Below are 18,782 nucleotides of genomic sequence, written 5' to 3'. Positions count from 1 at the left end.
CTGGTGGGCCTGTCAAGGGTGTTACTCAAGCTCCTATCCATCACTGTGACGGGGATTTTAGGCTATCCATAGCCAGGTCTAGGTAGAGACAAGGGGAGTGGCTTTGGCATTGAAGTTAGCTTTGACAAGGGCGTTGACGGCGGCTTCTGGGTCGCTGACCCGAAACTGAGCCCCCAGGCAAACGAGCTTGGACTGATGGGCGGTTTTGATGTTGGCAATAACGGGGACGTGAGCTGATCGGGCATCCTCCCCTTGATGATCGCGGAGGACGGTTCTTAGGCGGTGTTGTTGGGTAATGTCATCGGCGCATTTGGGATCGAGTTCGACGATGACCATCCGCACGTCTTCGATGGGTTCGGCGTCGTCGATGATGAACTGTACCCGGTCGTCTCGACGGTCTACCTTGCCCCAGATCATCAGGCGCTTGTCGGCCACGATGTGTTGGCCAATGCGCTCAAAGGACTTGGGAAAGACGACAGCTTCCGACTGTCCTGTCAGGTCTTCGATCTGCACGATGGCCATGCGGTCGCCCTTTTTGGTGATCACAGGCTTGACGGACGACAGCAGCACAATGGCGCTGAGGGTCACGTTATCGGGCTGTTCCCCCAATTCTGAGAGGCTGATGGGGGCCAAAATGCGGGCCGGACGCTGCACAGACTTGAGGGGATGGTTGGAGATATAGAACCCAAGGATTTCTTTTTCCTGGCGAAGTTTTTCTTGGTCATCAAAGTCTGCGACCTTGGGGGCGTCGGGAGACCCCTCATGGCTACCAGGCACCGAAGCTGAAGAAGCTGCGCCGCCACCCATCATATCGAACAGGCTACCCTGGCCAATGGCCCGATCCTTGGCTCGCCCCTGCGCCCAGTCGATCATCAGGGGCAGGTGTTGAATGAGTTGGTTGCGATTGGGGTTAATTTTATCCAGGGCTCCCGCCAAGATCAGAGACTCCAACGCTCGGCGGTTGACGGCATGGAGGTCAATGCGGTCACACAAATCAGCCAGGGATTGGAAGGGGCCGTCTTGATCGCGCTCTTTAATGAGGCACTCAATCGCCCCTAGGCCAACATTGCGCACCGCCGACAGACCAAACAGAATATTGCGATCCTCTGGAGTAAAGTCCACCAGGGAACGGTTGATATCCGGCGGCAGCACCTCAATACCCATGGAGATACAGTTGGCAATGTGCATCTGCACCTTGTCTTGGTCGCCGCTGTTGGAGGTCAGTAGCGCCGCCATGTACTCCACGGGGTAGTTGGCCTTGAGGTAGGCGGTTTGGAAGGTGACAAACCCGTAGGCGGTGGAGTGAGACTTGTTAAAGCAGTTGGAGGCTACCATGCCATCAGCCAGCAAAAAGTTGTGATCCTGGGCGACGCCAATATCGTAGACGGGCTGCACCCCCAAAGATTGACGGCTAACGATTTTTACCATGGCGGGCTCCTCTAATGTCATATCGCCGCAGACCCCGGCGGCCTCTTTGCCTAGGATAGCGCCAATGCCCTGCGGTTCCCCTGCACGGTCTAGGATTGGCGTCTGGGTGATCGCTTGGGGGCGCAGCCAATTTTGCCCCGGTGTTGAAGGGAAACTAGCTACGTTAGACTTCCACCTATGGCGCTTCAGAAGCCCCCCAAGGGAACCTTGAGTCCGTGGAGTCCGATGGGGTGAGGGGACACAACTCCGGGAGATCATCTACCAACGTCCCCTATTGTCGGTAGTCTACTGCATCCTCCAAAAGGTAGATTTACGGTTCTATTTTCTGGAAAATTTGAGAAGGTTAGAAAAGTTTACTGTAATCGTCCGGGACTCACCGTCAACACTCTCTTTTCTCACTCTCACCACCTACCTATGAACAAAGTTCTGCTCGAATCCATTAAAGAGTCCGACGGTCGCTACCTGAGCGACATTGAGTTACGTCCCTTTGCTCAGTTTGTGGCCTCCTATGAAACCCGCTTTACCACCTACGCCATCCTCAAGGAAAAGGGCAAGAGTCTGGTGTTGAATAGTCTGCGACGCCTGATGCAAACGTCCCACCGCAAAGTCATTACCGAGCATGGCTCAAAATGTCAGCGAGACATGACCTACACCCTACAGTGCATTGCCCAGGCTATTTTGATGGATAACCCCAAGGGCTTCATGGAAGAGTATGTGCTGTGGATGCAGAACATCACCCGCGCTCTGCACAAGGAAACCTCTGCCATTGACGCCTATCGCACCTTGCAGCAGGAAGTTCTGGCCACCTTTCCCGCCGAAGGAGCCCTGATGATCAACGGCTACCTTGATCAAATGATTCAGGCCTTTAGCGACGGCCTCTAATGTTTTGCCCGTTGCCTCGGCCCCCTCGTTGCACATTGTGTAACCAGCCCCCAACGACCATAGGGATTGGCGATAGTAAAGGTATCGCGTTAGTAGACGGGCCATGGCAAGTTGGATATGGCGTTGTAGATTGCAAGACTTTCGGCCCTTGACCTTGGGCTTGGGGCTGGCGGGGCTAGTGCTGATGGGTGGCTGTGCCGGGGCCTCGGTGATGGAAACCACCAGCGACGGGGGCAAGGCCGACGAATCGGGCATAGCAGCGATGGAGGCTCCTAGCCCAGAGATGGCGGCTCCGGCGGCGGACATGATGATGGAGTCCCAGCGGGGAATAGAGTCTCCCCCGATGCCAGGAACCGAAATTGGCCAAGCTGCCCCCCAACTGGTCAAACGGGCCACTCTGGTGCTGACTCTTACGGATATTGATGGAGCCATAGCCCAGGTGCAAACCGTGGTGCGTCAGGCCCAGGGGGATCTGCTCAGCATGGAGGATATCCGTAACCCTGAAGGCACCGCCCACCAGGTGTACATGACCCTGCGGGTGCCCCAGGCCCAGCTTGAGCCCACCCTCACAGCTCTGCGGCAGCTCGGCACGGTGCAATCCCAGGCCCTCAGCGCTGAGGATGTGTCGTCGCAGTTGGTGGATTTATCCGCCCGAATTAAAAATCTGCGTCAGTCCGAAGTCGCCCTGCAAGGCATCATGGAGCGGTCGGGGGAAATTTCCCATGTGCTAGAGGTGGCGCGAGAACTCAGCACCGTGCGCGACTCCATCGAGCGGCTGTCGGCCCAGGAGCAAAACCTGAAGCGCCAAGTGGCCTACTCCACCATCGACCTCACCCTGCAAAGCCCGATGACAGCGGTGCCCCCCCTACGCCCCGTCCGGGAAACCCTGGGCAATACCTGGCAAACGGCCACCCAATCGGTGCAGGCGTTCACCGTGGGCGGACTGAAAATCGGCCTCTGGCTGCTGGCCTACAGTCCTTACTGGGTTGCCCTAGCGCTGCTAATCTACGGCGGCTACCGAATGCGGCCTCGGCGACCGATTCCTACTGACACGGAGCAACCTTCTCCGCCGTAGGGTGATCTGTAAAGCATCTATGAATAACCGTGGGGAGCGGCTGTGCTTGGGGAGACGAGGATTGAGATTCAGCGTTGGGAGATGAGGTAGCCGCAGCGGTGTTCTCCCTGGACAATCCAGTGGGTGCGCTGCACGGCACAGTCCGACAGGGCGATTTGAAACATCTCTAGCTCGTGGCCACAGACACTGGGGAAGGACTCGGCGATGTGGGAAATGGCGCAGTTATATTCCGTAATGATGTAGCAGGGGCCGGGATGATCTACGGCGATGTGGGGCTGCATTTCGGCAGGATCAACCTCGTGCCATTCGGCCATGTAGCCCTCGGCCTGCCGCAGGTTCACCAATTTCGCCACCCGTTCCGCCACGGTGCCCGTCCCCACCTGGGCTCGATATTCCAAAGCTTTGCGCTCCCACTGTTTACGGAGGATGGTGCCCACCTGATCTCGGCCCACGGTTTCCGCCAGGGTATCCAACAGGGAAATGGCAAACTCGTCGTACTGGGCGGGGAAACGGTCGCGGCCCTTGGCACTGAGGCGATAGAGATGGTTGGGGCGACCCATACCCTCGTGGACGGCCCGGTGTTCGATCAACCCCTCAGCCTCCAAATCCTTGAGATGACGACGGATGGCCTGGGCGCTGACCTCGAAATGTTCTGCCAAGGCTTGGGCGGTGGCCTCGCCCCGTTTTAGCAGGTAGATCAGGATGTCGTCCTTGGTAGAGGAGGGTTGCTGCACAAAGGTCATGGCATCGGCCAACGTGAAGGACTTGCAAACATTAACAGCCTATACTTTGACAACATCAATGTTGCTAAACTACCCTAAGATTGAGTTAGACAACCTAAATGTTGCTTTAATTGTATAGAATTAATGGGCTGTGTAGCCATATCTTTGTCCTGCGATGACTGTCACCCCTCCCACCCAAGCCTCCGACAAAAACCTCGAAATGATGCGCAGCTTTGCCCAAAGCTACGCCAAGCGCACGGGTACCTATTTCTGTGCGGATCCCGGCGTGACGGCGGTGGTGCTGGAAGGGTTGGCCAAGCACAAGGATGACCTGGGTTCCCCCCTGTGTCCTTGCCGCCACTACGAGGACAAAGAGGCCGAGGTGAAGTCCATCTACTGGAACTGCCCCTGTGTGCCCATGCAGGAGCGCAAAGAGTGTCACTGTATGCTCTTCCTCACGCCCGATAACCCCTTTGCGGGAGATCAGCAAGAGATTGCCTTCGAGACCATTCGTACCGAGACCAACAAGTATCAATAGATCCCGGTGGCGCTGGCGGAACGTCTCCAGTGCCATCCATCCACCGTTCCCGGCCAGTCCTAGAGAGTCGAGTCTATGAGTGCTTCTGTTCAGTCCCTCGTTAGCCAGCCCTACAAGTACGGGTTCACCACCGACATTGAGGCCGATGTTATCCCCCGTGGCCTCAGTGAGGACGTGGTGCGGCTGATTTCGGCCAAGAAAAACGAGCCGGAATTCATGCTGGAGTTTCGCCTCAAGGCCTACCGCAAATGGCTGACCATGCAGGAGCCGGAATGGCCCAACGTCAGCTATCCGCCCATCGACTACCAGAACATCATTTACTACTCGGCTCCCAAGGTTAAAGAGAAAAAGGGCAGCCTAGATGAGGTTGACCCCACCCTACTAGAAACCTTCGAGAAGCTGGGCATTCCCCTCTCCGAGCAAAAGCGCTTGGCCAACGTGGCGGTGGATGCCATCTTCGACAGCGTTTCTGTGGCGACGACCTTTAAGGAAAAGCTGGCGGAAGTCGGAGTGATTTTCTGCTCCATTTCCGAAGCCATTCAGGAACACCCGGAACTGGTGGAAAAGTACCTGGGTAGCGTGGTGCCCATCGGCGATAACTACTTTGCGGCCCTGAATTCGGCGGTGTTTAGCGACGGATCGTTTGTGTACATTCCCAAGGACACGGTTTGTCCGATGGATTTGTCCACCTACTTCCGCATCAACAACGGCGACTCTGGCCAGTTCGAGCGCACGCTAATTGTGGCGGAATCCGGCAGTTCGGTGACGTACCTGGAAGGCTGCACCGCCCCCATGTACGACAGCAACCAGCTCCATGCCGCCATTGTGGAACTGGTCGCCCTGGACGATGCCACCATCAACTATTCGACGGTGCAAAACTGGTACGCCGGAGACGAAACCGGGAAGGGCGGCATCTACAACTTCGTCACCAAGCGCGGCCTCTGTGCCGGGAAGAACTCCAAGATTTCCTGGACTCAGGTAGAAACGGGTTCCGCCATCACCTGGAAGTACCCCAGTTGCGTGCTGGTGGGCGAAGGTTCCGTCGGTGAGTTCTACTCCGTGGCGCTAACCAACAACCTGCAACAGGCCGATACCGGAACCAAGATGGTGCATGTGGGCAAAAACACCCGCAGCACCATTATTTCTAAGGGTATTTCGGCGGCTAAGTCCAAAAACAGCTACCGAGGCCTGGTGAAAATTGGCCCCAAAGCCGAAGGTGCCCGCAACTACTCCCAGTGCGACTCCATGCTAATCGGCGACACCTCCAGCGCCAACACCTTCCCCTACATCCAAGTGCAAAACAGCACCGCCCAGGTCGAGCACGAAGCCTCCACCTCCAAGATTGGGGAAGACCAACTCTTCTACTTCGCCCAGCGCGGCATTTCCCCCGAAGATGCGGTGTCGATGATCATCAGCGGCTTCTGTCGTGATGTGTTCAACAAACTGCCCATGGAATTTGCCGCCGAAGCCGACAAGCTGCTGGCCCTCAAGCTGGAGAACTCCGTGGGGTAGCCCTCACCCCCAGCCCCTCTCCCAGGGAGGAGAGGGGAGCCGAAAAGACCGTAGGGTGCATTCGCGCCAGCAATGCACCACCCCGCCGAATCCCTCGAAGATGGTGCATTGCTTCGCGAATGCACCCTACGAATGAAGGATATTTCCGATTATTTTTTGCCCTGAAGCCTACCGGACATTGCCAACCAGGCCCACCCATTGAACCACCATGATTAACGAAAACAGCGACATTATTCTTTCCGTCAAAAACCTCCGTGCCAACGTGGACGGTACCGAAATTCTCAAGGGGCTAAACCTAGAGGTACGGGCTGGAGAAATCCATGCCATCATGGGCCTGAACGGGTCTGGCAAGAGCACCTTTTCTAAAGTTCTGGCGGGTCATCCCGATTACGAAGTGACCGCTGGGGAAGTGATTTTCAAGGGTGAAAATATCCTGGAACTGGAACCCCACGAACGCGCCACCGCTGGGGTATTTCTGGCCTTTCAATACCCCCTCGAAATTCCTGGGGTCAGCAACCGCGACTTTTTGCGCGTGGCCTACAATGCCCACCGCAAGGCCAGGGGCGAAGAGGAAATCGACGTGTTCGACTTCGACGACCTGCTGGACGAACGGTTGTCCGTAGTGAAAATGGATGCCTCCTTCCTCGACCGCAGCGTGAACGAAGGCTTCTCCGGTGGCGAGAAAAAGCGCAACGAAATTCTGCAAATGGCGCTGCTAGAACCCGCCCTCGCCATCCTAGACGAAACCGATTCCGGCCTGGACATTGACGCCCTCAAAATCGTCGCCAACGGCGTGAATCAACTCACCACCCCCGATAACGCCGTGGTGCTGATCACCCACTATCAGCGGCTGCTGGACTACATCGTGCCCGACTACGTTCACGTCATGGCCGAGGGCCGCATCATCACCACGGGCGACAAAGAATTGGCCCTGGAACTAGAATCTCGCGGCTACGAGTGGATTTTGGCCGAACACCGTGCGGAGGCTGTGGCGTAATGGCAAACTCTTCTGAGATGAATGCAACCCTAGATATTCCCACTTCAACTAGCCTTACCGAACAACGGGATGCCTACCTGAAGGCGCTGATCGCCACTGCCAAAGCCGCTGTCCCCGCCGACTTGGCCCTCGCCGATCTCCGCACCCGCGCCGAAGCTCTGCTGAAGGAAGAAACCTTCCCCTCCACCCGCCAAGAAGACTGGCGTTTTACCGACCTGTCGGCCCTGCTGTCGGTGAATTTTGCCGTGGCGGAGTCCTCCACCATCACGGAAACGGCCATCAATGCCCTGCGTCTGCCCGAAACCACCGGGGCACAAATCGTGGTGGTCAACGGCGTTTTTAATGCTGAACTGTCCCAACTAGAGCAACTGCCGGAAGGCGCAACGCTGGGTAGCCTGCGTCAACTCAGCCAGGATGCTGACCTGATGGCCAAACTTCAGGAACGCCTGGGCCAAGCCAGCGGCAGTCACGAGGTCTTCACCGCCCTCAACACCGTCGGTTTTCAGGATGCCGTGGTGATTTACCTGCCCCGCAACGTGGTCTTGGATACCCCGGTGCAGATTCTCTACGTCCACCAAGGCCAAGACACCCTGACCCAGCCCCGCTGTCTGGTGGTGGCGGAAACGAGCAGTGCGCTGACCCTGGTAGAAGACTTTTGGGGCACAGGTGAGGCAGTCCGATTCACCAATGCCGTGACCGAACTGTGGCTAGAGGCCAACGCCCAGATCACCCACAGCCGCATTCAGCGGGAGGGAACAGGCACCTACCACATCGGCAAAACGGTTGTCACCCAAGCCCGCGACAGCCAGTATCTCGGTACGGCGGTAGATTTTGGCGCGAAGCTAGCCCGTCACCACTGGGAAACCTACCAAACCGGGGAACAAACCACCACCAAACTCTATGGCCTAGGAGCCATCACCGACACCCAGCACGCCGATACCCACAGCCTGGTGGCCCTCAGCCATCCCCACGGCACCGTGGAGCAGCAACACAAGGCCATCGTGGACGGCAAGGCCCGCAGTGTCTTTAACGGGCGCATGGTGGTGTCCCAAAAGGCCCAACAAACCAGCGCCAGTCAGCTTAACCGCAACCTGCTGCTGTCGGACAAGGCCAGGGTGGACACCAAGCCCCAGCTTGAAATCGTGGCCGATGACGTGAAATGCGCCCACGGAGCCACCATCAGCCAACTCCAGGCCGATGAGATTTTCTATCTGCAAAGTCGCGGCATCAGCGCCAACCAGGCCCAGCGGTTGCTGATCTACGCCTTTGCCATGGAAATGTTAGAGCGGATCCCGTTAGAATCGCTTCGTGCCACCTTGGCCGAACGGATTACTCAATGGGCGTAGGTTGCCCACCCTGCGGGAAGCAAGCTACACCCCCAGCCCCTCTCCCCGTGGGAGAGGGGAGTCGGACAACAACCCTCAAGCTATCCCTCTGAATGCTGATCCCGGTGGGCGGTGCCCACCCTACCCACTACCCCCTGCCCTCCTATGACCGTCGCCCAAGAACTTTCCCTGGCTGCTAAGGTTCGTGCCGACTTCCCGATTCTGCATCAGGAGGTGAACGATCACCCGCTGGTGTATCTGGACAATGCGGCCACCTCCCAAAAGCCGAGGGCGGTGCTGGAGGCGCTGAACCACTACTACCAACTGGACAACGCCAACGTCCACCGGGGGATCCATGCCCTCAGTGCGCGGGCCACGGATGCCTACGAGGGATCGCGGGATAAGGTCGCGGCCTTTGTCAACGCCGCCAGCCGGGATGAGATTGTCTTTACCCGCAACGCCAGCGAGGCCATTAACCTAGTGGCCTACGCCTGGGGGATGAGCGCCCTGAATGCGGGGGATGAAATCATCCTTTCGGTGATGGAGCACCACAGCAACCTCGTGCCCTGGCAGTTTGTGGCCCAGCGCACCGGAGCGGTGCTGAAGTTTGTAGGGCTGACGGACACCCAGGAATTTGACCTGGAACAGTACCGCTCCCTGGTCAGCAACAAAACCCGCCTAGTGGCGGTGGGTCATGTTTCCAACGCCCTAGGCTGCATCAACCCGGTAGAAGAGATTATCGCCCTCGCCCATCACCACGGGGCCAAGGTGCTGATTGACGGGTGCCAGAGTGCGCCCCATCTGCCCTTGAACATGCAGGCGATGGATTGTGATTGGTTTGTGGCCTCTGGGCATAAAATGTGTGGCCCCACGGGTATCGGCTTTTTGTACGGCAAGCTGGCTCTGCTCCAGGAAATGCCTCCCTTTTTGGGCGGTGGGGAAATGATTGCCGACGTGTACTTCGATCACTCCACCTACGCCGACCTGCCCCACAAGTTTGAGGCCGGCACCCCGGCCATTGCCGAAGCCATTGCCCTCGGTGCAGCGGTGGATTACCTGGCTTCCGTAGGCATGGACAACATTGCCGCCTATGAGCACGAACTGACTGCTTACCTGTATCAGCAAATCCGGGCCATCCCTGAGGTAAAGCTCTACGGCCCCGATCCCAAGGCTGACGGCAGCGGTCGGGCGGCCCTGGCCACGTTTACGATTGACGGCGTTCACGCCCAGGATCTAGCGACATTGCTGGATCAGTCGGGTATCGCCATTCGTTCTGGCCACCACTGCACCCAGCCCCTACACCGTCTGTTGGGGGTCGATTCTACCGCCCGTGCCAGCCTCTATTTCTACAACACCAAGGCCGAGGTGGATAAGTTCATCGCCGCCCTCAAGGACACCCTGGAATTTTTCCGGGGCATTTTCGACGACGACGATTAACGTCCTAGGGAAAGCTCCGGGGTGGTGATCCCTGATCCCGGAACATGAGATTCTAGAGTCATTGCCCACCTAGCCCTGAGGACGCCTGTGAAAGCTATCACCCTGCTTGGATCGACCGGGTCGATTGGTACCCAGACCTTGGATATTCTGGAGCACCACCCCGACCAGTTTCGCCTGGTGGGGATTGCGGCGGGGAATAATGTGGAGCTGTTGGCCCAGCAGGTGCGCCAGTTTCGGCCCGAAATTGTGGCGATTTGCAATGCAGAACGGGTGGGCGAACTGCGGGAGGCGTTGGCGGGGCTAGACCCGATGCCCCAAATTTTGGCCGGGGAAGAGGGCGTGGTGGAAGTGGCCCGCTACGGCGATGCGGAAGCCGTCGTCACCGGAATTGTGGGCTGTGCCGGATTGTTGCCCACCCTGGCGGCGATTGAGGCCGGAAAAGACATCGCCCTGGCTAATAAGGAAACCCTGATTGCCGGAGGCCCAGCGGTGCTGCCCCTGGTGGAAAAGCATGGGGTAAAGTTGCTGCCCGCCGACTCGGAGCACTCTGCCATTTTCCAGTGTTTGCAGGGGGTGCCCCAGGGCGGTTTGCGGCGCATTTTGCTGACGGCCTCTGGCGGTGCTTTCCGAGATTGGCCCGTGGAAAAGCTGGTTCAAGTGACCGTGGCCGATGCCCTCAAGCATCCCAACTGGTCGATGGGGCGCAAAATCACCGTTGATTCTGCCACCCTGATGAACAAGGGGCTGGAGGTGATCGAAGCCCACTACCTCTTCGGCATGGACTACGACCACATCGACATCGTCATCCATCCCCAGAGCATTATTCACTCGTTGATTGAGCTACAAGATACCTCGGTGCTGGCCCAACTGGGCTGGCCGGATATGCGCCTGCCCCTGCTCTACGCCCTCTCCTGGCCAGAGCGGATCTACACCGACTGGGAGCCGCTGGATTTGGTGAAAGCAGGCAACCTCACCTTCCGCGAGCCCGACCACGCCAAATATCCCTGCATGGAACTGGCCTACGCCGCCGGACGGGCCGGGGGCACCATGACCGCCGTGCTCAACGCCGCCAACGAGCAGGCCGTCGCCCTCTTCCTCGATGAGAAAATCCGCTTCCTGGATATTCCCAAGGTAATCGAAGGGGTCTGTGAGCGGCACCAGTCCCACAACGTCGATCAGCCTGTTTTGGCCGATATTCTGGCGGCTGACCAATGGGCCAGATCTGAGGCCATCAGCGTCAGCCAGTCCCTCACGAGGGCCACGGTGGTATCCCACTAACATCCATTGCGCTAGGGAGGGTTCCGATGGAATGGGCCATTGTTTTGGGAGCCATCATCCTGGCCCTGCTGATTGTGGGCTGGGTGTTTAAGCTGATTAAAAATACCGTCAAAACCATTCTGCTGGTGGCTTTTTTGTTTACCGCCCTCTACGTCCTTTGGGGCGTTGGGCCTGCGGAGCTATGGAATCAACTGCAACAGTGGCTAGGTCAGGGGCAGAATTAGAACTATGCCCCATGACGTCACGGCAAGTGCTTTGACGATGAGACCCAGCCCTAGACGATGGTGATGGATGGATCGGGGCCGCCCAAGATTCATCGGGGGATGGATTGTATGGATTGTTCGGAATCATCCTTGGGACGAAGATTTGGGCTGGTTCATCAGCCGTAGACGCGACTGGCGGGGCAGGGGCAGCGTCAGGGGATCATCGGCATGGATTTCGCGGGCGGCCCGCACCAACAGCGCCGCTGTGGCCAAACTAGCCACCATGGAACTCCCCCCATAGCTCACCATGGGAAAGGGCAACCCTGTGGTCGGCAGCACCCCACTAGCCACGCCAATGTTGAGGAGGGCTTGCCCCACCAGCACCACCATGGCCCCCACTGCCACCAGTTTGTGGAGAGGATGGGTAAGACGCAGCGTCACCACCAGGCCCACAGTGGCATAGATTGAGAGGAATCCGAGCAAGGCCAAGCTGCCGATGAAGCCAAATTCCTCGGCATAGACCGCAAAAATGAAGTCGGTGTATTGAATGGGGAGGGAGTAGAGCTTTTGGTGGGAGAGCCCGAAGCCTTGGCCCCAAAGCCCGCCCGATCCGATGGCCAGAAGGCTTTGAATGAGCTGGTAGCCCTGATCGCCGGGGTCGGCCCAGGGGTTGAGGAAGGAAACAATGCGCTGACGCTGGTAGGTTTTGAGGCTGACACTGAGGGTGGCGGTGGCTAATCCGCTGACAGCCGCGAGGCCAATGTAGGAATAGGGCAACCCCGCCGCTAGGGCAATCAGCCAGAGCATGATGCCGCAGATGGCAGCGGTACTGAGGTTGGGCTGGAGCAAGATCGCCGCCACAATGGCCACAAAGATACCCAGCCAGGTCAGGCGGTTGCGCCAGGTGAGTTGATCCCACCGCCCGAATAGTCGTGCCCCTTGCAGCACCAGGCAGGGTTTGAGCAACTCCGACGGCTGAATCATGAATGGCCCCAAGGGTAGCCAGCGGGTAGCGCCGTTCACCGTCACCCCCAGGGCCGGAACCAGGGTGAGCAGCACCAGGCCAAACATCACCAACAGCACCATGCCCGCCCCCCGCAGCAGCCGATCTAGGGGCGTGTGGACAATGCGGTTAAAGATAACGAGGCCCACCGTCATCCACATCCCCTGCACCAGCACATAGTGCAGCCCATGGCCTTGCTCGGTCATCGAGACGGCGTAGGAGGCCGAGAACAGAATCAGCAGCCCAAAGCCCAGCCACAAAAAGGTGAGCCAACGCAGCCAACGCGCCTCCGCCGACCATTCAGGCACCGTGGCATCAAACCAGGGGATGACGTGGGTGAGTTTCAACGGATTGTCCCTCCATGGTGAGCTGAACGGGCTGGATGGAATGGGCCGAGCGGAATGGACGGGCCAAATTTTCAGGGTCAGTATAGCCGAGGAACCGCGAAACCGCACAGAATTTCTGGGTTAGGCTGTTTCCGCGCCCCGATCTGGCAGTTCCTCCAGCAGCGGAGCAAGGTCTTGTTTGAGTTGTCCGGCCCGGATAAATTCGGCGTAGGTGTCAGATTCGATGGCCAGCAGCTCCTCCCGCAGTTGTTCAAAGGCATAGTGCTGAATTTCGGGATGCTGACGCTCTAGCTTGGCCAGTTTTTCTTGCACGTCCTTGAGCTGGCCCTCCACCAAAGCCCGCTGATAGGCCACAAACTCTGAGTCAAACTCCTGATTGTCGTCGGCCTCATCCAGGCGCTTCAGCACCCGCGTGAGGGCCACCCGATGGGCACTCATTTGCTGATACTCCACCCGCAGCGGTTGGTCGCCCAGGAGATTGAGGGCCTCTAGCAGGGGCTTGGTGGTCAATCCCTGCACCAGCAGCGTAAACAGCATGACCCCGAACACAATGCCGATCACCTCCTGCCGATCACCCAGGACAGCGGGCACGCTGAGGGCCAGGGCAACAGAGACCGACCCCCGCAGCCCGCCCCACCACAGCACCGTTTGCCCCGCCAGCGGCAGATCCATATTCGGCCCGGTAACGGCATTGCTGAGGGCTCCGAGGCCGTAGACACTGATGGCGCGGGCCGTCAGCATAATCACGATGGCGATAAAAATTTTGTCTAGGTTGGCCATCAGTCCGGCGAATTCGACCTGATCACCAATCAGCAAAAAGACAATGGAGTTGATAAAAAACGACACAAACTCCCAAAATTCTGACACCACCAGGCGGGTGCGGGGGTTCATGCCAATGCGGGAACCAAAGTTGCCCAAAATCAGCCCCGTTGTCACCACGGCGATGACTCCAGACCCGCCCAACTCCTCCGCCACCAGGTAGGTGCCGTAGGCCGACACCAGGGTGAGGGACTGCTCCACAAGGGGAATGTCAAAGCGCTGGGTGAGGAAGGAAAGGCCAAAGCCAATCAGCCCACCAATGCTGACGCCCACGCCCACAAACACCAAAAATCGGGCCACCGTCACCGCTGCATCCAGTTGCTCTAGCCCCAGGGCCAGCCCCAGCAGTAGGTTGAAGGCGACCACCGCCACGCCGTCGTTGAAGAGACTCTCCCCCTCCATGATGGTCGTTAGTTTTTTATCCACCCCCAACTCCCGAAACAGCGCCACCACCGACACCGGATCCGTGGCCGACAGACTGGCCCCCACCAGCAGCGCCGTGGCGAGGGAGGCTCCGGCAAAGGCTTGCAGCCCCCACACCAAACTGCCCACGCAGATCACCACCCCAAAGATGGCGTAGAGCACCACGGGCACCGCGTACTGCTTCAGACTTTTCCAGTTCAGGTTCCAGGCGGCCTCAAACAGCAGGGGCGGCAAAAAAATAAACAAAATCAACTGGGGCGACAGGTTGATCAGCCGCACATCCACCAGGGCCAACCCCAGCCCCACTAGCAGCAGCAGCAGGGTGTAGGGAATATTCCGCAGCACGCTAAACACCCGCGACAGGGTGGCCACCCCCAAGGATACCGACAACACCAGGCAAAACTGGCGCAGATGGGCCTCAATGCTGGGATCCTCCAGCATTGACTCAACCGCCAAGGGGAAGGGAGGGAGGGGAAGAAGGGGGAGCATCATAGGGGCAGCGTCCTGGGATAAACGGCCAAACCGAACTATTAACCTGCACTAAAGGCAGGCACAGGCACGATAGACCACGGTTAGGGGATTCAGCAAGTCTCCAGGGAGGAGATTGTCAACGTCAGCCCAGTCCTAGGCCAAGCCTTGCAGGAGATCGGCAGAGGTGGCCACCGAGCCAAACACCCCCCCCTGCATTTTGATCATCTTGAGGGCCGCGAGGTAGTTGCCGTAGTCGGTGGCTCCGGTGCAGTCTGACAGCAGCAGACATTCATAGCCTCGGTCGTTGGCGTCGCGCATGGTGGTGTGAACACACACATCGGTGGTGATGCCCGTCAGGATGAGGTTGCGAATGCCCCTGACGGTGAGAATCAAGTCTAAATCCGTGGCGTAGAACGATCCCTTGCCCGGTTTGTCGATGATAATTTCGCCGTCCCTGGGGGTCAATTCGGGAATGATCTCCCAGCCCGGTTCTCCCCGCACCAAAATGCGTCCGCAGGGGCCGGGGTCGCCAATGCCTGCGCCAATTTGCTGGGATCGCCATCGCTTATTGGCAGGAAGGTCAGACAGGTCGGGCCGATGGCCTTCGCGAGTGTGGAGGATCGTGAATCCCTGGTCTCGCATCACCCCCAGCACGGTCTGGATCGGTGCGATGGGGGCGCGGGTGAGGGCGAGGTCGTAGCCCATTTTGTCTACATAGCCCCCCTTGCCGCAGAAGTCCGTCTGCATGTCGATGATAATCAGGGCTGTATTGTCGGGGCGCAGGTCGCCATCGTAGGGATAGGGGTAGGGATCAGCGGAAATAAAGCGCGTCATTGAGGCAGTTCCACCAGCAAAACCATAGCCAGCTTAGCGGCTTAGCCAGGGCTAATTGTGACGTTGGATACCGAATACCTGGCCTTGCTATTCTCCCCTCTAACAAGGCAGGGGTCCTCAGTTCCACGGGAACGTCACAACTGCGCCCCCACGGGCCTTCGTCCCCGTCGCCGTTCTTTTGCTCATCGCCGCCATGCCACCGTAAAGCGATCCCGTCCGGCTAGGTCTTCAATGACCTGAATATCCCGATAGGCCCCTCCTTGGGCGAGTAAGTCGGCAACTGCCTGCCCCTGTCCTGCCATCATTTCCGCCAGCCACAATCCACCGGAGATCAGGTAATCCGGGGCCTGGGTAGCCAGGGTACGCAGATCATCAAGGCCATCGTCGCCGCCATCGAGAGCAGCTTTAGGTTCGTGGCCAATCACCTCTGGCTGAAGGCTGGGCAGCAGCCCCGAAGGAATGTAGGGCGGATTAGACACCAGGGCGCTGAGTTGGCCTCGGTACTGTGCCAAGGGCTGGAACCAAGACCCGTGGCAGAGGGTGATGCGGTCAGTGAGGCCATAGCGCTGAATATTCTCCTCGGCGATGGCAAGGGCCTCGGCACTATGATCAACCGCCAGAATGTGCGCCCGGGGAAAGGCGTCGGCTAACCCGATGGCGATGGCCCCGCTGCCCGTACCCAGATCGGCCCACAGCCCTGTAGCGAGGTCGTCCTGCTGGGGGCTGCGCTTCACCGCATCCATCGCCAGATCAATGATCAATTCCGTTTCGGGCCGGGGAATCAGCACCGCTGGAGACACCCGCAAAGAAAACTGCCGCCAAGGCGTTTCACCAACGAGGTACTGCACGGGAACCCGTTGCTGAATCCGCTGCTGCCAACGCTGTTCTAGGTCGGCCAGGGAGAGGCTGAGCCCGACACTGGGCCGCTGGGCGAGCGTCCCCAACCGCAGGGTCAGGCCATCTAGGTCGCTGATGGCCCGCAGGAACCAGTCCACCTCTAGGGGGTCGATCCCTGCGGCCTGGGCTTCAGCCATGGCCCGCTCGCGCCACTGGGCCAAAACGGTGCCGGAAATCTGCTCGCCCGTTGTCGGTGGCGACGATACCGGGCGGGCTGGAGTGGCGGCATGCGAGGGTTCTTCTGCCATGGTCACGGCTGGTCGTCTGGCTCAGCGTTCGGCCCAGCGTTCGGCCCAGCGTCTGGCTGATCGCTCGACTCAGTATCCGGCCCAGCCTGTTGCTTGGCCCAGTCCGCCGTAATCCAGTCCATCACCAGGGGGTTCACCTGGTCGGGGGCCTCATCTTGGGGGCAGTGGCCCACGTTGGGCAGTTCTACCATGGCCTTTACGGCGGGATAGTGGGCCAGGGTACGACCCAGGGCGACGGGTTCCCAGGGGTCGGCCTGTCCCCAAATCAGCCAAGCCGGACAGGACAGGTGCGGCAGCAAATCCTCCGGCAGCGGCCCCTGGGAGTAGCGCACGAAGGCCAAAAAGACCTCGGCGGCTCCGGGGGTTTGGGCCGGGGTGAGGATGGCGTTGACCAACTCATCGGTGACGGCTGTGTGATCGTGATACGCCTGCTTCAGCAGGTTGCGAACCACCTGGGGGCGGGCAATGCGGCTAAAGAAAAAGCGCCCCACCGCTGGATAGCCCAGCAGTTGTTGAATGATCGGCGTGCTCACCCGCTGGTGCCAAGGAATTTGATCCCGCCGCCGTTCGTGCAACAGCCGCAGGGAGCAGTCCATCATCACCAGGCCCCGTACCCATTCTGGGGCATCCACCGCCGCCTGCATCGCCACAACACAACCGATGGAGTTGGCCACCAGGTAGGCGGGCTGACCGATCACCTCGCGGCAAAAGTCGAGAACTTGCTGGCCCCAGGTTTCAAAACGGTAGGGGAGCGGCTGACCGGGGGTGGGTTTGTCGGACAAGCCAAAGCCAATCAGGTCGATGGCGTAGGCCCGATAGACTTGGCCTTGATGCCGTTGGCCATAGACGGGTAAATTCTTGCGCCAGTGGTCGCTGGAGGCCCCAAAACCGTGAATACAGAGGATCGGTACGCCCTCCTCGCCCACCTGCTGATAGCGAATGGAAAACCCCTGCCATTGCCAGGTTTTGATTTGGGGATTGGCCAGTGCCGCAGTTACCATCGCGCCCTCTCATTGCTTCATTTAAGTTAACACTTGCGGCGAACCGAATCCCTCACTCGCCCTCAGTCAGCCTGGGTACACAATTCATCGACACCTGAAAGCCCCCTGACCTGAAAGCCTCCTGACCTACAAGCCTCCGGCACTAGGTGGGTGGCGAAAGGCGATCCCGCAGGGCATCGGGGCCGATGTCCTCTAGGGTGTAGCCATTGGGGTAGGTGCGGATGGGTTGATCGATGAAAAAATCGGATTTGGTGCTTGGCGGCAGGCGTTGGAGCAGGCGACTCCGGCTCGTGAGGGCCATGACGGCGGTGCGCTGAAGCCAAACCGGGGCGGGTTCCCAACCTAGGGCGGTCAACAACGCCTCATCCAGTAAGGCCGGAATGCCAGCCTGCACCAGGGGCCGCAGCGGAACCGGAAACCAGGACAGCATCATGCGCCGCGTGGCGTTGGCCACCCGCTGGTTGCTGGGATCATAGGCAAACCGCTGGGCTTCATAATCGCGGTTAAAGCGCTCAAAGTCGGCGTAGCTAGGGGGAATGTCTCGCAGACCCATGCGTTCTCCCACCGCCACCCAAAAGTAGTAGCAAGCCCACTGTTCTGCTTCACCCAGGGGCCGCCAGCCAAAGCGATTGACCCAGCGAATCGGCTCATAGATAAAGGTAGACAGCACGTAGAGAAAGTCCTCATTGGCGATGGCGTAGTGGCCGTGGATAGCGTTCATCCGCTGAATGAAGGCCGCACCCCTGGGGCTGTCGTAGCCCTGCTTGAACACCTCAGATACCACAATGCCCGTGTCGTCGTAGCGCTTTTGGGCATGGTGCTGAAACTCGCCCGTTCTGTCCAACAGTTGGGCAATGCTGGGAATACAGAACGTCCGCAACAGCGCCACCTCCAGCGCCCGCGTCATATCCCAAGGGAACTCGTAGCCCACCAGCAAATGAGCAATGCGCTGGTGATCCTGCTTTGGATTCAACTGCTCAATGTGGCGCAGCGTTGCATACCGATCCATGCCATCCCTTCCCTGCCGATGACGCCTTTCCACCCTCCAGGATAGCCCGACCGCCTCAGAAGGATTTTCCGTGCAACTGTGCCATGACCAAACCAGAGATGCTATGATTGTTCAGCCTAAGGGCATGTAGCTCAGTGGATAGAGCACTAGATTCCGGTTCTAGGTGTCGCAGGTTCGAATCCTGCCATGCTCGTTAAAACAACCCATATCTAAGGCAACCCATATCTGGGACAACGTCGCTACTGGGTCAAGCGCACCGGATGGACTCCGAAGGTGGGCTTGGAGATTCTGCGTCGTCTTTGGATTTCGTTGCTACACTTCACAGACGAGATC

At 58.8% G+C, this 18,782-nt stretch carries 17 protein-coding genes and 1 tRNA gene; 10 read left to right on the top strand and 8 right to left on the bottom strand.

All coding sequences use genetic code 11. The features are described 5' to 3' along the window. Window positions 1-78: 78 nt before the first annotated feature. Complete coding sequence (locus tag GFS31_RS05215) at window positions 79-1,428, bottom strand: OB-fold nucleic acid binding domain-containing protein (RefSeq protein WP_198807187.1); 1,350 nt, start codon at window positions 1,426-1,428, stop codon at window positions 79-81. A 414-nt stretch (window positions 1,429-1,842) separates the two neighbouring features. Between GFS31_RS05215 and GFS31_RS05210 the strand changes: the two genes are divergently transcribed. Beyond that, window positions 1,843-2,310, top strand: a complete 468-nt coding sequence (locus GFS31_RS05210) for a hypothetical protein (protein ID WP_198807186.1) — start codon at window positions 1,843-1,845, stop codon at window positions 2,308-2,310. 130 nt (window positions 2,311-2,440) lie between these two features. Beyond that, window positions 2,441-3,385 carry a DUF4349 domain-containing protein gene (locus GFS31_RS05205; RefSeq protein ID WP_198807185.1) on the top strand — a complete coding sequence of 315 codons (945 nt, stop codon included), beginning with the start codon at window positions 2,441-2,443 and terminating at the stop codon, window positions 3,383-3,385. 68 nt (window positions 3,386-3,453) lie between these two features. Here GFS31_RS05205 and sufR read toward each other — a convergent pair whose 3' ends face one another. Beyond that, window positions 3,454-4,128 (bottom strand): iron-sulfur cluster biosynthesis transcriptional regulator SufR, encoded by a 675-nt coding sequence (gene sufR / locus GFS31_RS05200; protein WP_198807184.1) that lies wholly within the window; start codon window positions 4,126-4,128, stop codon window positions 3,454-3,456. Between the two features lie 154 nt (window positions 4,129-4,282). On the opposite strand from sufR, the gene GFS31_RS05195 reads away from it, so the two are divergent. The 7 genes from GFS31_RS05195 (at window position 4,283) to GFS31_RS05165 (ending at window position 11,418) form a co-directional block, all read left to right on the top strand. Then, window positions 4,283-4,645, top strand: coding sequence for a ferredoxin-thioredoxin reductase catalytic domain-containing protein (locus tag GFS31_RS05195; protein ID WP_198807183.1), 363 nt, complete (start codon window positions 4,283-4,285; stop codon window positions 4,643-4,645). 75 nt (window positions 4,646-4,720) lie between these two features. Then, window positions 4,721-6,157, top strand: coding sequence for a Fe-S cluster assembly protein SufB (sufB, locus tag GFS31_RS05190; RefSeq protein WP_198807182.1), 1,437 nt, complete (start codon window positions 4,721-4,723; stop codon window positions 6,155-6,157). Window positions 6,158-6,365: 208 nt separating this feature from the next. Beyond that, complete coding sequence (sufC, locus tag GFS31_RS05185; RefSeq protein WP_198807181.1) at window positions 6,366-7,154, top strand: Fe-S cluster assembly ATPase SufC; 789 nt, start codon at window positions 6,366-6,368, stop codon at window positions 7,152-7,154. Further along, window positions 7,154-8,500: a Fe-S cluster assembly protein SufD gene (gene sufD, locus GFS31_RS05180; protein WP_225907573.1), complete on the top strand. Its 1,347-nt coding sequence runs from the start codon at window positions 7,154-7,156 to the stop codon at window positions 8,498-8,500. The genes sufC and sufD overlap by 1 nt, the downstream gene beginning before the upstream one ends. Before the next feature lie 144 nt (window positions 8,501-8,644). Further along, window positions 8,645-9,916, top strand: a complete 1,272-nt coding sequence (locus tag GFS31_RS05175) for a SufS family cysteine desulfurase (protein WP_198807180.1) — start codon at window positions 8,645-8,647, stop codon at window positions 9,914-9,916. An 87-nt stretch (window positions 9,917-10,003) separates the two neighbouring features. Next, window positions 10,004-11,194 carry a 1-deoxy-D-xylulose-5-phosphate reductoisomerase gene (gene dxr / locus GFS31_RS05170; RefSeq protein ID WP_198807179.1) on the top strand — a complete coding sequence of 397 codons (1,191 nt, stop codon included), beginning with the start codon at window positions 10,004-10,006 and terminating at the stop codon, window positions 11,192-11,194. A 26-nt stretch (window positions 11,195-11,220) separates the two neighbouring features. Next, on the top strand, window positions 11,221-11,418 hold the full coding sequence (locus tag GFS31_RS05165) for a hypothetical protein (protein WP_198807178.1): 198 nt from the start codon (window positions 11,221-11,223) through the stop codon (window positions 11,416-11,418). A gap of 123 nt (window positions 11,419-11,541) precedes the next feature. On the opposite strand, the gene GFS31_RS05160 is transcribed toward GFS31_RS05165, so the two are convergent. From GFS31_RS05160 to GFS31_RS05135, 6 genes are all read right to left on the bottom strand, one after another. Beyond that, window positions 11,542-12,747, bottom strand: coding sequence for an FtsW/RodA/SpoVE family cell cycle protein (locus GFS31_RS05160; RefSeq protein WP_198807177.1), 1,206 nt, complete (start codon window positions 12,745-12,747; stop codon window positions 11,542-11,544). Between the two features lie 120 nt (window positions 12,748-12,867). Further along, a complete protein-coding gene (locus tag GFS31_RS05155) occupies window positions 12,868-14,481 on the bottom strand; it encodes a cation:proton antiporter (RefSeq protein ID WP_317135079.1) in 1,614 nt (537 codons plus the stop codon). 132 nt (window positions 14,482-14,613) lie between these two features. Beyond that, on the bottom strand, window positions 14,614-15,294 hold the full coding sequence (locus GFS31_RS05150) for a cysteine hydrolase family protein (RefSeq protein WP_198807176.1): 681 nt from the start codon (window positions 15,292-15,294) through the stop codon (window positions 14,614-14,616). 182 nt (window positions 15,295-15,476) lie between these two features. Next, a complete protein-coding gene (prmC, locus tag GFS31_RS05145) occupies window positions 15,477-16,439 on the bottom strand; it encodes a peptide chain release factor N(5)-glutamine methyltransferase (RefSeq protein WP_198807175.1) in 963 nt (320 codons plus the stop codon). A gap of 2 nt (window positions 16,440-16,441) precedes the next feature. Beyond that, a complete protein-coding gene (locus GFS31_RS05140) occupies window positions 16,442-17,440 on the bottom strand; it encodes an alpha/beta fold hydrolase (RefSeq protein WP_198807174.1) in 999 nt (332 codons plus the stop codon). 142 nt (window positions 17,441-17,582) lie between these two features. Beyond that, window positions 17,583-18,449 carry an oxygenase MpaB family protein gene (locus GFS31_RS05135; protein ID WP_198807173.1) on the bottom strand — a complete coding sequence of 289 codons (867 nt, stop codon included), beginning with the start codon at window positions 18,447-18,449 and terminating at the stop codon, window positions 17,583-17,585. 120 nt (window positions 18,450-18,569) lie between these two features. Here GFS31_RS05135 and GFS31_RS05130 point away from each other — a divergent pair. Then, a tRNA-Arg gene (locus GFS31_RS05130) sits at window positions 18,570-18,642 on the top strand. Window positions 18,643-18,782 lie beyond the last annotated feature (140 nt).

The sequence above is a fragment of the Leptolyngbya sp. BL0902 genome (assembly GCF_016403105.1).
In the GTDB taxonomy this organism is placed as follows: Bacteria; Cyanobacteriota; Cyanobacteriia; order Phormidesmidales; family Phormidesmidaceae; genus Nodosilinea.
The sequence above is the reverse complement of the archived record's forward strand: the minus strand, read 5'-3'. Positions and strand labels throughout refer to the sequence as shown.

Bases quoted from the DNA above. Each gene is read 5' to 3' on its own strand.
- GFS31_RS05215 (WP_198807187.1), bottom strand. From the start codon at position 1,428: ATGGTAAAAATCGTTAGCCGTCAATCTTTGGGGGTGCAGCCCGTCTAC.
- GFS31_RS05210 (WP_198807186.1), top strand. From the start codon at position 1,843: ATGAACAAAGTTCTGCTCGAATCCATTAAAGAGTCCGACGGTCGCTAC.
- sufR (WP_198807184.1), bottom strand. From the start codon at position 4,128: ATGACCTTTGTGCAGCAACCCTCCTCTACCAAGGACGACATCCTGATC.
- GFS31_RS05195 (WP_198807183.1), top strand. From the start codon at position 4,283: ATGACTGTCACCCCTCCCACCCAAGCCTCCGACAAAAACCTCGAAATG.
- sufB (WP_198807182.1), top strand. From the start codon at position 4,721: ATGAGTGCTTCTGTTCAGTCCCTCGTTAGCCAGCCCTACAAGTACGGG.
- sufC (WP_198807181.1), top strand. From the start codon at position 6,366: ATGATTAACGAAAACAGCGACATTATTCTTTCCGTCAAAAACCTCCGT.
- sufD (WP_225907573.1), top strand. From the start codon at position 7,154: ATGGCAAACTCTTCTGAGATGAATGCAACCCTAGATATTCCCACTTCA.
- GFS31_RS05175 (WP_198807180.1), top strand. From the start codon at position 8,645: ATGACCGTCGCCCAAGAACTTTCCCTGGCTGCTAAGGTTCGTGCCGAC.
- GFS31_RS05165 (WP_198807178.1), top strand. From the start codon at position 11,221: ATGGAATGGGCCATTGTTTTGGGAGCCATCATCCTGGCCCTGCTGATT.
- GFS31_RS05155 (WP_317135079.1), bottom strand. From the start codon at position 14,481: ATGATGCTCCCCCTTCTTCCCCTCCCTCCCTTCCCCTTGGCGGTTGAG.
- GFS31_RS05150 (WP_198807176.1), bottom strand. From the start codon at position 15,294: ATGACGCGCTTTATTTCCGCTGATCCCTACCCCTATCCCTACGATGGC.
- prmC (WP_198807175.1), bottom strand. From the start codon at position 16,439: ATGGCAGAAGAACCCTCGCATGCCGCCACTCCAGCCCGCCCGGTATCG.
- GFS31_RS05140 (WP_198807174.1), bottom strand. From the start codon at position 17,440: ATGGTAACTGCGGCACTGGCCAATCCCCAAATCAAAACCTGGCAATGG.
- GFS31_RS05135 (WP_198807173.1), bottom strand. From the start codon at position 18,449: ATGGATCGGTATGCAACGCTGCGCCACATTGAGCAGTTGAATCCAAAG.